Source organism: Serratia sp. CY82433 (assembly GCF_052166535.1).
In the GTDB taxonomy this organism is placed as follows: Bacteria; Pseudomonadota; Gammaproteobacteria; order Enterobacterales; family Enterobacteriaceae; genus Serratia; species Serratia sarumanii.
The window spans coordinates 142,996-158,413 of the sequence record NZ_JBJNOR010000002.1; the positions used below are offsets into that span (position 1 = coordinate 142,996).

The following is a 15,418-nucleotide window of genomic DNA, read 5'->3' on the forward strand; positions in this document are numbered from 1 at the left end:
CGACAACGCGAGCTCCCGTAGAGCGAACTATTTGCGGCTCAGGCTGCCGCGGCGGAACAGATTGCGGCGAATACGCGTCAAACCCGGCTTGGGTTTACGCGGTTCGTCCAGGCTGGCCAACACCAGCTCGAGCACGCGTTCGGCCACGTCGCGATGGCGCTGCGCCACCGCGAGCACCGGGCACTCGAGGAAATCCAACAGTTCATGGTCGCCGAAGGTGGCAATTGCCAGATCGGTCGGCAAACGGCCGCGTTGCTTCAGCGTCACGTCCATCACGCCCTGCAACAGCGAGAACGAAGTGGTGAACAGCGCCTGCGGCATCGGGTGCGTTTTCAGCCATTCGGCGAACAGCGCGCCGGCGGCTTCACGTTCATAGCTGTTGGCGTACAGGTAATCGACATGGCGGGGATCCTCTTGCCAGGCCTGACGGAAGCCCTGCTCGCGCAGGAAGCTCACCGAAAGCTCCGGCAAGGCGCCCAGATACAGCACCGATTCCGCCGGGAAGGTGCGCAGCTCCTGCGCCAGCGCAAAGGCGTCTTCCTGATCGGCCCCGACGACGCTGATGAAATGCTCGCGATCCAGCGCGCGGTCCAGCGCGATGATCGGCAGCGGATCGTTGGCCCAGCGTTGATAGAAAGGATGCTCCGGCGGCAAGGCGGTGGAGACGATGATGGCGTCCACCTGGCGCTGCAGCAGGTGCTCGATACAGCGCATTTCGTTGTCCGGCTGATCTTCGGAACAGGCGATCAGCAATTGGTAACCACGCTGGCGCGCCTGGCGTTCCAGGTAGTTGGCGATGCGGGTATAGCTGGTATTTTCCAGATCCGGGATCACCAGACCGATAGAACGGGTACGCCCGGCGCGCAGCCCCGCCGCGACGGCATTCGGGTGATAGTTATGCTCCCTGACCACGGCCATCACTTTCTCGACGGTTTTATCGCTGACACGATACTGCTTCGCCTTGCCGTTGATGACGTAACTGGCCGTCGTGCGCGAAACGCCCGCGAGACGCGCGATTTCATCCAGTTTCACATGAACCCCTTAATGACGCTGAAAATAGAAGTGAAGGCTGTGCTCGGATTAACCATGACATCCCGTGCGGTTATTCAATCCAGCCTCTGCGATCTAACAGCAGAAAACACTGCCTAGCAACCGCTTTTGCCGAAAGGTGCCAGCAATCGGGCAAAAAATACCGAAAAACAAAGGGCGCAGCCACGCCGCGCCCCTGATTATTCACCGCCAGACCGCACTCAGCGCATGATTTTGTCGCCACGCGACACGCCGACCACCCCGGAACGGGCCACTTCCACGATCTCCGCCACTTCACGCACCGCGCTCAGGAAGGCGTCGAGCTTGTCGCTGGTGCCAGCCAGCTGTACCGTGTACAGCGTCGCCGTCACATCCACGATCTGGCCACGGAAAATGTCGGCGCAGCGCTTCACCTCTTCACGGCCGTAGCCGCTGGCCTGCAGCTTCACCAGCATGATCTCGCGCTCAACGTGGGCGCCCTGCACCAGCTCGCTGACGCGCAGCACGTCCACCAGCTTGTGCAGCTGCTTCTCAATCTGCTCCAGCACTTTCTCGTCGCCGACGGTCTGGATAGTCATGCGCGACAGCGTCGGATCGTCGGTCGGCGCCACCGTCAGGCTCTCGATGTTATAACCGCGCTGGGAGAACAGCCCGACCACGCGCGACAAAGCGCCGGATTCGTTTTCCAGCAAGACAGATAAAATACGGCGCATGATCAGGTCCTCTCCGTTTTGCTAAGCCACATTTCGTCCATGCTTCCGCCGCGGATCTGCATCGGGTAAACATGTTCGGTTTCATCGACGGTCACGTCGACGAACACCAGCCGCTCTTTTTCCGCCAGCGCCTGCGCCAGCTTGCTTTCCAGCTCATCCGGCGTGCGGATGGCGATGCCGACATGGCCGTAAGCCTCGGCCAGCTTGACGAAGTCCGGCAGCGAATCCATGTAGGACTGCGAGTGACGGCCGGAATAAATCATGTCCTGCCACTGCTTTACCATGCCCAGATAGCGGTTGTTGAGGTTCACCACCACCACCGGCAGGTTATATTGCAGCGCGGTGGACAGCTCCTGAATATTCATCTGAATGCTGCCGTCGCCGGTCACGCACACCACGGTTTCCTCCGGCAGCGCCAGCTTGACGCCCAGTGCCGCCGGCAAGCCGAAGCCCATGGTGCCGAGGCCGCCGGAGTTGATCCAGCGGCGCGGTTTATCGAACGGATAATAGAGCGCGGCGAACATTTGGTGCTGGCCCACGTCCGAGGTGACATACGCATCGCCTTTGGTCAGGCGGTGCAAGGTTTCGATCACCGCCTGCGGTTTGATGGTGCCGCTGTGCTTGTCGTAACCCAGGCAGTCGCGGGCACGCCACTGCTCGATAGACTGCCACCAGTCGCGCAGCGCGTCGTGATCCTGCGCTTTCTCGTCCTGAGCCAACAGCTCCAGCATCTGCACCAACACCTGCCTGGCATCGCCGACGATCGGAATATCGGCGTCCACCGTTTTGGAGATCGAGGTCGGATCGATATCGATGTGCAGCACGGTGGCGTCCGGGCAGTATTTGGCCAGATTGTTGGTGGTGCGATCGTCGAAACGCACGCCGACGGCGAAGATCACGTCGGCGTGATGCATGGTTTTGTTGGCTTCATAGGTGCCGTGCATGCCGAGCATGCCGACGCTCTGCCGGTGGGTGCCGGGGAAAGCGCCCAACCCCATCAGGCTACTGGTCACCGGCAGGTTCAGCTGTTCCGCCAACGCCAACAGTTCGGCTTCGCAACCGGCGTTGATCGCGCCGCCGCCGACGTACATCACCGGCTTTTTGGCCGCCAGAATGGTTTGCAGCGCGCGTTTTATCTGCCCGCGGTGCCCCTGCACCGTCGGGTTGTAAGAACGCATGCTCACGTCCTGCGGGTAGGCATAAGGCATCCGCACCGCCGGGCCGACGATATCTTTCGGCAGATCGATCACCACCGGGCCGGGCCGGCCGCTGGAAGCCAGGAAGAACGCCTTCTTCAACACCGCCGGGATGTCTTCGGTGCGTTTTACCAGGAAGCTGTGCTTCACCACCGGGCGCGAAATCCCCACCATATCGCACTCCTGGAAGGCGTCGTAGCCGATCAGCGAGCTGGGCACCTGCCCCGACAGCACCACCATCGGGATCGAGTCCATATAGGCGGTGGCGATACCGGTAATGGCGTTGGTGGCGCCGGGGCCGGAGGTCACCAGCACCACGCCCACTTCACCGGTGGCGCGCGCGTAGCCGTCGGCCATGTGCACCGCCCCCTGCTCGTGGCGCACCAGAATATGATCGATCCCTCCAACCGTATGCAGGGCGTCGTAGATATCGAGCACCGCCCCGCCGGGGTAGCCGAATACATGTTTAACGCCCTGATCGATCAACGATCGGACGACCATCTCGGCTCCTGACAACATCTCCATGGGTTTGCCTCCAGGCTTGCTTATTCTTCTCTGGCGCCGGAACGTAGCGCCTGCTGCGGGGCAATGCCCCAAAGTTTTTATGGGTTGTCGCTATCGAATTAACATAACGTCAGAATTTGGGGCAGGCAAACGACAAAATGGCTTAGCGGAGGCATGGTTATTGCCAAGCGGCTGGATATCACGGCTTTATAAAAACAATGCGCTAGCCGCAGGGTTGTCAGGCTAGGCATTGTTTCGAACAGAGGGAAAATTACAGAACTAAATCAGGTGAAGGATATGCCGCTTTTTTCGCCGGGCACATGGCCCGGCGGCGGCGTCAGGCCTGTTCCTGGTACATTGAATCGATTTCGCGCTGATAGCGCTGCAGGATCACTTTGCGGCGCAGCTTCAGCGTTGGCGTGAGCTCTCCCAGCTCCATGGAAAAGGCCGCCGGCAGCAGCGTGAACTTCTTCACCTGTTCGAAGCGCGCCAGCTCCTTTTGCATCTCGCGCAGACGCTTTTCGAACATCTCGAGGATTTCACCGTTGCGCAGCAGCTCCAGGCGATCCTGATACTTCAGATTGACTGACTTCGCATACTCTTCCAGCGACTCAAAGCACGGCACGATCAGCGCGGAAACGAACTTGCGCGCATCGGCGATGATCGCCACCTGCTCGATAAAGCGATCCTGCGCCAGCGTGCCTTCCAGCATCTGCGGCGCGATGTATTTGCCGCCGGAGGTTTTCATCAAATCCTTCAGCCGTTCGGTGATGAACAGGTTGCCCTCTTCATCGATCGCCCCGGCGTCGCCGGTTTTCAGCCAGCCGTCCTCGGTAAAGGTCGCGGCGGTTTCCAACGGTTTGTTGAAATAGCCGCGCATCACGATCGGCCCGCGCACCTGGATTTCATTTTCCTCGCCAATGCGCACCTCGACCTCCGGCAGCGGTTTGCCGATAGAGCCGAAGCGGAAATGCCCCTCTTCCCAGCAGGAGACGGTGGCGCAGGTTTCGGTCATGCCGTAACCGTACTTGATGTTGACGCCCATCGCCTGGAAAAACAGGATCACATTGTCGTCCAGCTTGGCGCCCGCCGCCGGCAAAAAGCGCACCCGGCCGCCGAGGATACCGCGCAGCTTGCTCAACACCAGCTTGTCGGCCCAGCGGTGGGTGAAGTCGAACACTTTGCCCAACGGTTTGCCGGCCCGCTCCTGCAGGAACTTGCGCTCGCCGCAGACGATCGCCCAGTGGAACAACGCACGGCGCAGCCAAGGGGCGCGCGCCACTTTTTCATGCACCGCACTGAAAATCTTCTCGTAGAAACGCGGCACCGCACACATCAGCGTCGGGCGGACCTGCCCCATCGCTTCCCGCACCCAGTCGGTATTCGGCAGGAAGACGTTCTGCGCGCCGGAATGCATCACAAAGAAGCTCCAGGCCCGCTCGAACACGTGCGACAGCGGCAGGAAGCTGAGCGACACATCCTCTTCGCCGACCGTCAGCCTTTCATCATGCAGGTAGAGCTGCGCCGCCAGGTTGCGGTAGTCCAGCATCACCCCTTTCGGCTCGCCGGTAGTACCCGAGGTATAAATCAGGGTGAAGAGATCCTGCAGGGCGCACTCTTCAATACGCTGCCGACGTTGAGCGGCAAAAGCCGCCGGATCGGCAGCGCGCTCGAAGGCGCTCAGATGCTGTGCGATCTCGCAGCCGCGCAGATCGGCCCCCTCGTCGAAGACGATAATGTGCCGCAGCTGTGGGCAGACGCCGCGCAGCGCGATGACGGCGTCAAGCTGCGCCTGCTCACCGACGAACAGTATGCGGATGTCGGCGTCGTTGGTGACAAACGCCGCCTGCGCCGGCGTATTGGTGGAATAGAGCGGTACGCTGACGCCACGCAGGTGCAGGATCGCGAGATCGGTCAACGACCAGGCCATCGTGTTATTGGCGAAAATACCGATGCGTTCTTGCACTTCGACGCCCAGCCCCAGCAGCCCGGCGGCGATGCGATCGATGCGGGCGGCGGCCGCTCCCCAGGTCAGTTGCAACTCGCCGTTGGGCGACCATTGGCGAAAAGCTGTGCGATCGGCTCGGTGGGTGATTTGATGCTGTATACGATGGATCAGATGGTATTGCAGCAGATTAGTGATCATAGTGCTCTAAGCCTGAAATGAATCATACAGTTAAGCCTGAACGACGCCTTGCGGCCCTCATCTCAGCTTACACGTGTTTACTTTTTTCCGCGCAGTCTACCTACTCTCAGGCAGGGGGAAAAGCGATTTCAGCGTAGAAGTGTGAGCCAAAACTCAGGCCGGCTTTCGCGCTTTCATCAGTTGGACAGAACGGGAAGGAAAAGGTTTGCCGGCGGCAATAAAACGCGGCCCATCCGGGCCGCCGCATCGAGTTAGTTTAAAATACTAGCCGGAAAGTAAAAATCAGAATATTAATTTATATTAATTATTTTTGCTGAACGAACAAACCCACTATGAAAATAAGTTATTTTATCGCCGTAAAACCAAGAAACATCTTAATAAAAACACAGATAGTTCTTAGTTTTTATCATGAGAAAAAAACGCTCAGTTGAATATTATCTTTATATGGCTCCCATTTTTTATCGATTTACTTTGGGTTACCTGCCTCAATCAGGACGGATTTCATCCACTGGTGCCCTTTATCCCGCTCGGAGGATTCATGCCAGGAAAGATAGCAGGTTGCTTTATTGTGATTGGCGCACAAAGGAACCGCCTTTATTTTCAACGCCTCCGTCTGTTGTCTCACCAGCCAGGCAGGTGCAATCGCCACCATCTCCGTTTGCGACACCATATTCAACACGCTGTAGAGATCCGTGCACTGCTGCGTCACGGCGCGCAGCATCGGTTCCTCTAAATAAAAAGGCTTACTGAACGATCCAAAACTTTCCAGGGATACCGCCGCGTGCTGTTCGGCCAGCATTTGCTCCGGCGTCGCCTCCTCGCCCATTCTCGGGTGCGCCTGCGCGGCCGCCAGCACTAATTCGTCGTCGAACATCGCCAAACTGCGAAACTCTGCCGATTCGAAACGGCTGTAGCCGATGACAAACTCGACGTCCTGATAACGCAATTGATGTTCGATATTATTGTTGATGTATGACTTTATTTGCAGGTTAAGCTGCGGCGCGATCTGTTTGACGTGATTGATTATCCCGGCGCCCAGGCGCAAATCGAGCGGACTGCACAGCGACAAGGAAAACGCTCGCGTGCTGGTCAGCGGCTCGAACTCGGCGCCCGGCAATTCATTCTGCACCAGCTGCAACGCTTGCCGCACCGGGCCAAACAGCTGCCTGGCCCGCATGGTGGGCTGGATCCCGCGCCCGCAGCGCACGAACAGTTCGTCGTTGAACATCACCTTCAGGCGCGCTACCGCGTTGCTCACCGCCGGCTGCGACATCCCTAGCGAATTAGCGGCTCGCGTAATATTTTGCATTTGCATCACGGCGTCAAACACCGTTAGCAAATTAAGATCGACGCTGCGCAAATGAATGTCCGCCGGCTCTTTGACCATAGTGATTTCTGAATCATATTCAGCCATATTTCACTCCACTAAATCCTGTGTAGATAATCTAATCCTTATGCTCGACAAACAATGAAACGCCGCATTGTCATATCTTTGCACGACAAATCCTGCCATTACCGTCATCAACCGATAAAAAACCTCGTGTTATCGACACGATATAAGTCGTATATGGAATACATGTCAGTAGTTTCTCCCGTCAGCGGGAAGAATGCCACCTGGGTAGTACTAATAATTAGGTATCAACAATGATTAATACAACTAAACAACATAGCTGCACTGTATGAGACAAACTATAAAAACACATCATAAGCAATCAAACCATCTAAAAACACCGCTCACTTTGTGTAAAATTACATTATTTTGTTATATTATGACTAAAATAATCAATTAATCATATGAATTCAATTTAAATCATTTGTATAAAAAATGTTATTTTGTTGCCCCCCGTGATTAATCCCTCTTATTTTTTCATCGCAAATCTTAACGCAACGAAATCCAGAAGCAATTAGCGCAGTATATATTCGATTCGTTTATGCTAAGCAGCGCGCAAACTGGCCCCATTTTTTCTCTAAGGCGTCGCTTTTTTGCCGAATGATCCTCTGTTTGGCCAATGGGCTGGTGCATTGTCCCCGCATTCAATCAGGTGTTGACATCGCCAGGCCAATCACGTATCAAATTAGGCAGACACCCAATTTAAGAGAAGCTGAACCCTTATGATCCGTACTCATCGTCTACTAGGCCTACTACTCAACGCATCTTGTTTGCGCGGTATGCCTGTGGACGAAGTTCGGAGCTGACTCAGCCGATCACCCATAAGAAACCCGCGCTACTGCGCGGGTTTTTTTTTGCCCGCTTAGCGTGAAATCAACACGATAAGGAATGCACCGATGAGCCAACAAGTCATTATTTTCGATACCACGCTGCGTGATGGCGAACAGGCGTTGCAGGCCAGCCTGAGCGTAAAAGAGAAGATTCAGATTGCGCTGGCGCTGGAAAGAATGGGCGTCGACGTGATGGAGGTCGGTTTCCCGGTCTCTTCGCCGGGCGACTTCGAGTCGGTGCAAACCATCGCGCGCCAGATCAAGAACAGCCGCGTCTGCGGCCTGGCTCGCTGTGTGGACAAAGACATCGACGTGGCCGCCGAAGCGTTGCGCGTCGCCGAAGCATTCCGCATCCACGTATTCCTGGCCACCTCAACCCTGCACATCGAATCGAAACTGAAGCGCTCGTTCGACGAAGTATTGGAGATGGCAGTGCGCTCGGTCAAACGCGCCCGCAACTACACCGACGACGTAGAGTTCTCCTGTGAAGACGCCGGCCGCACGCCGATCGACAATCTGTGCCGCGTGGTCGAAGCCGCCATCAACGCCGGCGCCACCACCATCAATATTCCGGACACCGTCGGTTACACCACGCCGAACCAGTTCGGCGGCATCATCACCACCTTGTATGACCGCGTGCCGAACATCGACAAAGCCATCATTTCCGTGCACTGCCACGACGATTTGGGCATGGCGGTCGGCAACTCCATCGCCGCGGTTCAGGCCGGCGCCCGTCAGGTGGAAGGCACCCTGAACGGCATCGGTGAGCGCGCCGGCAACTGTTCGCTGGAAGAGGTGATCATGGCGATTAAGGTGCGCCAGGACATCATGAACGTGCACACCAACATCAATCATCAGGAAATCTTCCGCACCAGCCAGATCGTCAGCCAGCTGTGCAACATGCCGATCCCGGCCAACAAGGCGATCGTCGGCTCCAACGCCTTCGCCCACTCCTCCGGCATTCACCAGGACGGCGTGCTGAAAAACCGCGAAAACTACGAAATCATGACCCCGCAGTCGATCGGCCTGAAGGACGTGCAGTTGAACCTGACCTCCCGCTCCGGTCGCGCGGCGGTGAAACACCGCATGGAAGAGATGGGCTACCAGGAGCAGGACTACAACCTGGATACCCTGTACGCCGCCTTCCTGAAGCTGGCCGACAAAAAGGGCCAGGTGTTCGACTATGACCTGGAGGCGCTGGCCTTCATCAACAAACAGCAGGAAGAGCCGGAGCACTTCAGCCTGGGCTACTTCAGCGTGCAGTCCGGCAGCAGCATCATGGCCACCGCCTCGGTGAAACTGATCTGCGGCGGCGAAGAGAAAGCCGAAGCCGCCACCGGCAACGGCCCGGTCGATGCGGTTTATCAGGCAATCAATCGCATCACCGACTACCCGATCGAGCTGGTGAAGTACCAGTTGACCGCCAAGGGCCATGGCCGTGACGCGCTGGGCCAGGTGGATATCGTGGTCTCTTACAACGGCCGCCGCTTCCACGGCGTGGGTCTGGCGACCGACATCGTCGAATCTTCCGCCAAGGCGATGGTGCACGTGTTGAACAATATTTGGCGCTCACAGCAGGTAGAAAAAGAAAAGCAGCGCCTGCAGCAAAACAAACATCAAAATAATCAGGAAACGGTGTGAACATGACGAAGACTTATCACATTGCCGTCTTGCCCGGAGACGGCATCGGCCCGGAAGTAATGGCTCAGGCGCGCAAAGTGTTGGACGCGGTGCGTCAACGCTTTGACATTCGCATCACCACTGCCGAATACGACGTCGGCGGCATCGCCATCGATCGCCACGGCAGCCCGCTGCCGCCGGCGACCGTCGCCGGCTGCGAGCAGGCCGACGCCATCCTGTTCGGATCGGTAGGCGGCCCGAAATGGGAACACCTGCCGCCGGCCGAGCAGCCGGAACGCGGCGCGCTGTTGCCGCTGCGCAAGCACTTCAAACTGTTCAGCAACCTGCGCCCGGCGCGCCTGTATCAAGGGCTGGAGGCATTCTGCCCGCTGCGCGCCGACATCGCCGCCCGCGGCTTCGACATTCTGTGCGTGCGCGAACTGACCGGCGGCATCTACTTCGGCCAGCCGAAGGGCCGCGAAGGCCAGGGCATGCAGGAGCGCGCTTTCGATACCGAGGTGTATCACCGTTTCGAGATTGAACGCATCGCGCGCATCGCCTTCGAATCCGCCCGCAAGCGCCGCCACAAGGTGACGTCGATCGACAAGGCCAACGTGCTGCAAAGCTCCATCCTGTGGCGTGAAGTGGTCAATCAGGTCGCCAAGGATTACCCGGACGTGTCGCTGTCACACATGTATATCGACAACGCCACCATGCAGCTGATCAAGGATCCGTCCCAGTTCGACGTCTTGCTGTGCTCCAACCTGTTCGGCGACATTCTGTCCGACGAGTGCGCGATGATCACCGGCTCGATGGGCATGTTGCCGTCCGCCAGCCTGAACGAGCAAGGCTTCGGCCTGTACGAACCGGCGGGCGGTTCCGCGCCGGATATTGCCGGCAAAGGCATCGCCAACCCGATTGCGCAGATCCTGTCCGCCACCCTGCTGCTGCGTTACAGCCTGGGCGCCGATGAAGCGGCCGACGCCGTGGAGCGCGCCATCAACCAGGCGTTGGAACAGGGCTACCGCACCGCCGATCTGGCCGGTGACGGCAAAGCCGTCAGCACCGATGAAATGGGCGACATCATCGCTCGCTTTGTAGCTCAGGGGGCATAACATGGCCAAGACCTTATACCAGAAGCTGTACGACGCCCACATGGTGCACGAAGCGCCGAACGAAACGCCGTTGCTGTATATCGACCGTCACCTGGTGCACGAAGTCACTTCGCCGCAGGCGTTCGACGGCCTGCGTGCCATGGGCCGTAAGGTGCGCCAGCCCGGCAAAACCTTCGCCACCATGGATCACAACGTGTCGACCCAGACCAAAGACATCAACGCCAGCGGCGAGATGGCGCGCATCCAGATGCAGGAGCTGATCAAGAACTGCGCGGAATTCGGCGTTTCGCTGTATGACCTGAACCACCCGTTCCAGGGCATCGTGCACGTGATCGGGCCTGAGCAAGGCATGACGCTGCCGGGCATGACCATCGTTTGTGGCGACTCGCACACCGCCACCCACGGCGCTTTCGGCTCGCTGGCGTTCGGCATCGGCACCTCCGAAGTGGAACACGTGCTGGCGACCCAGACCCTGAAGCAGGGCCGCGCCAAGACCATGAAGATTGAAGTCACCGGCGACGCCGCCGAGGGTATTACCGCCAAAGACATCGTGCTGGCGGTGATCGGCAAAACCGGCAGCGCCGGCGGCACCGGCCACGTGGTGGAGTTCTGCGGCAAGGCGATCGAAGCGTTGAGCATGGAAGGACGCATGACCCTGTGCAACATGGCGATCGAAATGGGCGCCAAGGCCGGGTTGGTCGCGCCGGACGACACCACCTTCGCCTACCTGAAGGGGCGTCAGTTCGCGCCAACCGGCGAAAACTGGGAGCAGGCGGTCGCCTATTGGCGCACGCTGAAGTCCGATGCCGACGCCCAATTCGATACCGTGGTGACGCTGCGCGCCGAAGAGATCGCGCCGCAGGTCACCTGGGGCACCAACCCCGGCCAGGTGATCGCCGTCAATCAGGCGATCCCGGCGCCGGAATCGTTCAGCGATCCGGTCGAGCGCGCCTCCGCGGAAAAAGCCTTGGCCTACATGGACTTGAAACCGGGCATCAAATTGACCGACGTGCCGATCGACAAAGTGTTCATCGGCTCCTGCACCAACTCGCGCATCGAAGATCTGCGCGCGGCGGCGGCGATCGCCAAGGGGCGCAAGGTCGCCAGCGGCGTGCAGGCCATCGTGGTGCCGGGCTCCGGCCCGGTGAAGGCCCAGGCGGAAGCCGAAGGGTTGGACAAAATCTTTATCGAAGCCGGTTTCGAATGGCGTTTGCCGGGCTGCTCGATGTGTCTGGCGATGAACAACGATCGCCTGAATCCGGGCGAGCGCTGCGCGTCCACCAGCAACCGTAACTTCGAAGGGCGTCAGGGCCGCGGTGGGCGCACCCACCTGGTCAGCCCGGCGATGGCCGCCGCGGCCGCCGTTGCCGGTCACTTCGCCGACATCCGTGATATTCACTAAGGGGCTAACGTGGCTAAATTTACTCAACATACCGGCTTAGTGGTGCCTTTGGATGCGGCCAACGTCGACACCGACGCCATTATTCCCAAGCAGTTTTTACAGAAGGTCACCCGCACCGGCTTCGGCCAGCACCTGTTCAACGACTGGCGCTTCCTCGACGACGCCGGCCAGCAGCCGAACCCGGAATTCGTGCTGAACAAACCGCGCTATAAAGGCGCCAGCATCCTGTTGGCGCGCGAGAACTTCGGCTGCGGCTCCTCGCGCGAACACGCGCCCTGGGCGCTGACCGATTACGGATTCAAAGTGGTGATCGCGCCAAGCTTCGCCGATATCTTTTACGGCAACTCGTTCAACAACCAGCTGTTGCCGGTGACGCTGAGCGAACAGCAGGTGGATGAGCTGTTCAAGCTGGTGGACGCCAACGAGGGAACGGAGTTCGTGGTGGATCTGGAGAACCAGACGGTCAACGCCGGCGGCAAAAGCTATCCGTTCGAAATCGACAGCTTCCGCCGCCACTGCATGATCAACGGGCTGGACAGCATCGGCCTGACGCTGCAGCACGAAGCGGACATCTCCCGCTACGAAGCGCAGCAGCCGGCGTTTTTGAATTAATCCCCTTCACCCGCCGCCCGGCGGGTGAGTTTTTTTCCTCACCAGTAGCCCAGCAGCTTCCACCATGCTCCGCCGATCACTATCCAGATCAGCAAGTTAACCACGCTCATCACCCATCCCGCTTTCCACCATTCCCCCAGCGTCACGTAGCCGGAGCCGAAGACGATCGGCGCGGTGCCGGTGCCGTAATGCGTCAGCGACATCATCAGCGAGGAAGAGAACGCCAGGATCAGGCCCAGCAGCGCCGGTGGCGCGCCGAGCGCGATGCCGGCTGCGAAGAAGGCGGCGAACATCGCCGTCACGTGCGCGGTGGTGCTGGCGAAGAAATAGTGCGAATACAAATAGATGAGGGTCAGCAAGATCGTGCCGCCCACCCAGCTCATGCCCATATGGTCGATGCCGTTGCCCACGGTTTGCGACAGCCAGCCGATCAGCCCCAGCTTGCCAAGGAAGCTGGCCATCATCACCAGCGCCGAGAACCACACCACGGTGTCCCACGCGCCTTTATGCTTGAGCACATCCTCCCAGCTCAGCACCCCGGTGGCCAGCAGCACCGCCAGGCCGATCAGCGCCGCGGTGGTGGGATTGACCGCCAGCGCCGGGCCGAAGATCATCGCCGGAATGCCGGCCCACAGCACCAGCAACAGCGCGAACACCCCGAGGGTGATTTTCTCCGGCAGCGTTACCGGCCCCAGCGCCTGCAGTTTTTCGCGCGCGAAGCGCGGCGCGTCCGGGGTACTTTTCACCTCCGGCGGATACAGCAGATAGATGACCAGCGGCATCACGATCAGCGAGCACAGTCCCGGCACCAGCGCGGCGACTGCCCACATCGACCAGGACAGCTCGAAGCTGCCGTGTGTGCCTTTGGCGATCAGGCTGACAATCAGCGGGTTAGGCGCGGTAGCGGTGATAAACATCGCCGAGGTGACCGGGTTGATGTTGTAGTTCACCAGCGACAGGTAGCGGCCGATTTTGCCGGAGGTATTGAGCTCGGGTTTGGAGCCGAAGCTGTCGGCGATCGACTTCATGATCGGGTGAATGATGCCGCCGCCGCGCGCGGTGTTGCTCGGCGTCACCGGCGCCAGCGTGGTTTCCGCCAGCGTCAGCGCATAGGCGATGCCCAGCGTTTTTTTGCCGAACAGCGAAATAAAGTAATAGCCGATGCGCGCGCCCAGCCCGGTTTTATTCAGGCTGAGGGAGATCATGATCGAAAAGCCGATCAGCCAGATCAGCGGGTTGGAAAAGCCGCTGAGCGCGTCGTCCAGCGCGGCGCCCGGCTTGCCGGGATTGGTGACGCCGGTCACCGCCACCAGGGCGATGGCGATCACCGAGACTGCGCCGATCGGCATCGCCTTGCCGATGATGGCGATGATGGTGCCGATAAACAGCGCCAGCAGCTGCCAGGCATTAGGCGCGACGCCCTCCGGCACGGGAATGAGGAACCAGATAATCAGCGTGGCGGCAAGGGCGCACAGGGAAGGAAGCGGTTTGAGCGGTGTGAGTTTATCCATAACGTTCCCACTGTTCTAAACGACAAGGCGGCATCTCAATAGCGAGATGGGCGTGGGCGCAACGATCGCGCGCCATATGTCTTCAGCTTGGGCGTCCGGTTCAGCCTTCTCAATGACTTGCATCAAGAATGCCGTCGTTTGACCTCACACTTCACGCACTTTGGCGCTCATCCCGAGCGCCGCCAGCGCCAACAGCGCCGCCATCCAATACACCGAGCCATGACCGAAATTCTCCACCAGCGCGCCCTGCAGCACCCCGGCCAGGATCACCCCGGTAGAGATGCTGTTGGTGAACAGCGTGGTGGCGGCGCCCGGCCGGCCCGGCATCAAATCCTGAAAATAGAGCATGCCGATACCGGCGACGATGCCGATAAACACCGCGTTGAGCAACTGCAGCGCGATCAGGGCCGGCTTGCTCTCCAGCACCGTCAGCCCGAGATAAAACAGCACGCCCGCCGCCACCGCCAGCAGCATCATGTTGCGTTTGCCGAAGCGTTGGACGTAATAACCGGCCAACAGCATCGCCGGGATCTCCAACCCGGCGGCGGTGCCCATCAGCACCCCGGCCAGCCCCTCCGGCAGGCCGAGATCGGCGGTGATATACAGCGGCATATCGATGATATACAAGGTATTGCAGGTCCACATCAGCATCGAGGCGATGAACAGCAGCCGCACATCGCGATTGCGCCAGGCGCTGGCGGGCGCAATCGGCGCGGAAGCGCCTTCCCGCAACCCTTCGCCATCCGCCGCGCGCGGCACCGAAGGCAGCATGAATCCTACCAGCAGCACGCAGACCGCGAAGGTAGCCGCGGCGATCAGGAACATCACGGTGAACCCGTAGCTGAGCGCCAGCGCAAACGACAGCGGCGGGCCAATCACCCACGCCAGCGATAGCTGGGCGCGCATCACCGAGCTGAACATCACCACTTCACGCGCCTCGCTGTCGGCGTATTCCCGCGCCAGCGCGAAAATCTGCGGCATGGCGGTGTTGGCAACGGCGGACATCAGCACCCCGGCGGTGATCAGCGTCAGGTAGTCGCGGTTAAAGGCAAACAGCAGACAGTTGCCGACCGCCATCAGGCAGCACAGCAGGATCAGCCTGCGCCGATCGCCGCGGGTATCGGAGCGTTTGGCCAGCAGAAAACTGACGACGATGCCGGCCACCGCGTTGGCGGTGTAAAACAGCCCGACCCACAGCGGCCGCACCTTGACCTCGGTGGTCAGAAACAGGCTGAGCGTCGGCGTCAGCAACGCGCCGGCGATGCCAGAAAGAAAAGCAATCAGCAGGAATGCGGCAAAGATGGGATTGATGCGCTGTGACAACCGGCTCAGGCGTTGCATATCGTCTTC

Annotated in this window: 11 protein-coding genes; 4 read left to right on the forward strand and 7 right to left on the reverse strand. The window is 59.4% G+C overall.

All coding sequences use genetic code 11. From position 1 onward, the window contains the following. Positions 1-27: 27 nt before the first annotated feature. From cra to leuO, 5 genes are all read right to left on the reverse strand, one after another. Positions 28-1,032 (reverse strand): catabolite repressor/activator, encoded by a 1,005-nt coding sequence (cra, locus tag ACJ8PI_RS14265; protein ID WP_004932801.1) that lies wholly within the window; start codon positions 1,030-1,032, stop codon positions 28-30. 218 nt (positions 1,033-1,250) lie between these two features. Beyond that, positions 1,251-1,742 carry an acetolactate synthase small subunit gene (gene ilvN, locus ACJ8PI_RS14270; RefSeq protein ID WP_004932806.1) on the reverse strand — a complete coding sequence of 164 codons (492 nt, stop codon included), beginning with the start codon at positions 1,740-1,742 and terminating at the stop codon, positions 1,251-1,253. 2 nt (positions 1,743-1,744) lie between these two features. After that, the gene (ilvI, locus tag ACJ8PI_RS14275; RefSeq protein WP_033637097.1) at positions 1,745-3,463 is read right to left on the reverse strand and encodes an acetolactate synthase 3 large subunit; all 1,719 of its coding nucleotides are present in this window, start codon (positions 3,461-3,463) and stop codon (positions 1,745-1,747) included. A gap of 316 nt (positions 3,464-3,779) precedes the next feature. Then, positions 3,780-5,588: an AMP-dependent synthetase/ligase gene (locus ACJ8PI_RS14280; protein WP_049213084.1), complete on the reverse strand. Its 1,809-nt coding sequence runs from the start codon at positions 5,586-5,588 to the stop codon at positions 3,780-3,782. 466 nt (positions 5,589-6,054) lie between these two features. Next, on the reverse strand, positions 6,055-7,002 hold the full coding sequence (leuO, locus tag ACJ8PI_RS14285; RefSeq protein WP_033649194.1) for a transcriptional regulator LeuO: 948 nt from the start codon (positions 7,000-7,002) through the stop codon (positions 6,055-6,057). Between the two features lie 872 nt (positions 7,003-7,874). Between leuO and leuA the strand changes: the two genes are divergently transcribed. Genes leuA through leuD form a run of 4 tightly spaced genes read left to right on the forward strand, consistent with a single transcriptional unit; the run spans position 7,875 to position 12,557 of the window. Then, positions 7,875-9,449 carry a 2-isopropylmalate synthase gene (gene leuA, locus ACJ8PI_RS14290; protein WP_004932820.1) on the forward strand — a complete coding sequence of 525 codons (1,575 nt, stop codon included), beginning with the start codon at positions 7,875-7,877 and terminating at the stop codon, positions 9,447-9,449. Positions 9,450-9,451: 2 nt separating this feature from the next. Further along, positions 9,452-10,543 carry a 3-isopropylmalate dehydrogenase gene (gene leuB, locus ACJ8PI_RS14295; RefSeq protein ID WP_033649192.1) on the forward strand — a complete coding sequence of 364 codons (1,092 nt, stop codon included), beginning with the start codon at positions 9,452-9,454 and terminating at the stop codon, positions 10,541-10,543. Position 10,544: 1 nt separating this feature from the next. Continuing rightward, complete coding sequence (gene leuC, locus ACJ8PI_RS14300; protein ID WP_164134596.1) at positions 10,545-11,945, forward strand: 3-isopropylmalate dehydratase large subunit; 1,401 nt, start codon at positions 10,545-10,547, stop codon at positions 11,943-11,945. Between the two features lie 9 nt (positions 11,946-11,954). Continuing rightward, positions 11,955-12,557, forward strand: a complete 603-nt coding sequence (gene leuD, locus ACJ8PI_RS14305; RefSeq protein ID WP_025159634.1) for a 3-isopropylmalate dehydratase small subunit — start codon at positions 11,955-11,957, stop codon at positions 12,555-12,557. Between the two features lie 38 nt (positions 12,558-12,595). On the opposite strand, the gene ACJ8PI_RS14310 is transcribed toward leuD, so the two are convergent. After that, complete coding sequence (locus ACJ8PI_RS14310) at positions 12,596-14,068, reverse strand: DASS family sodium-coupled anion symporter (RefSeq protein ID WP_049196036.1); 1,473 nt, start codon at positions 14,066-14,068, stop codon at positions 12,596-12,598. A gap of 144 nt (positions 14,069-14,212) precedes the next feature. Then, positions 14,213-15,409 (reverse strand): sugar efflux transporter, encoded by a 1,197-nt coding sequence (locus tag ACJ8PI_RS14315; protein ID WP_033652907.1) that lies wholly within the window; start codon positions 15,407-15,409, stop codon positions 14,213-14,215. Positions 15,410-15,418: the final 9 nt, after the last annotated feature.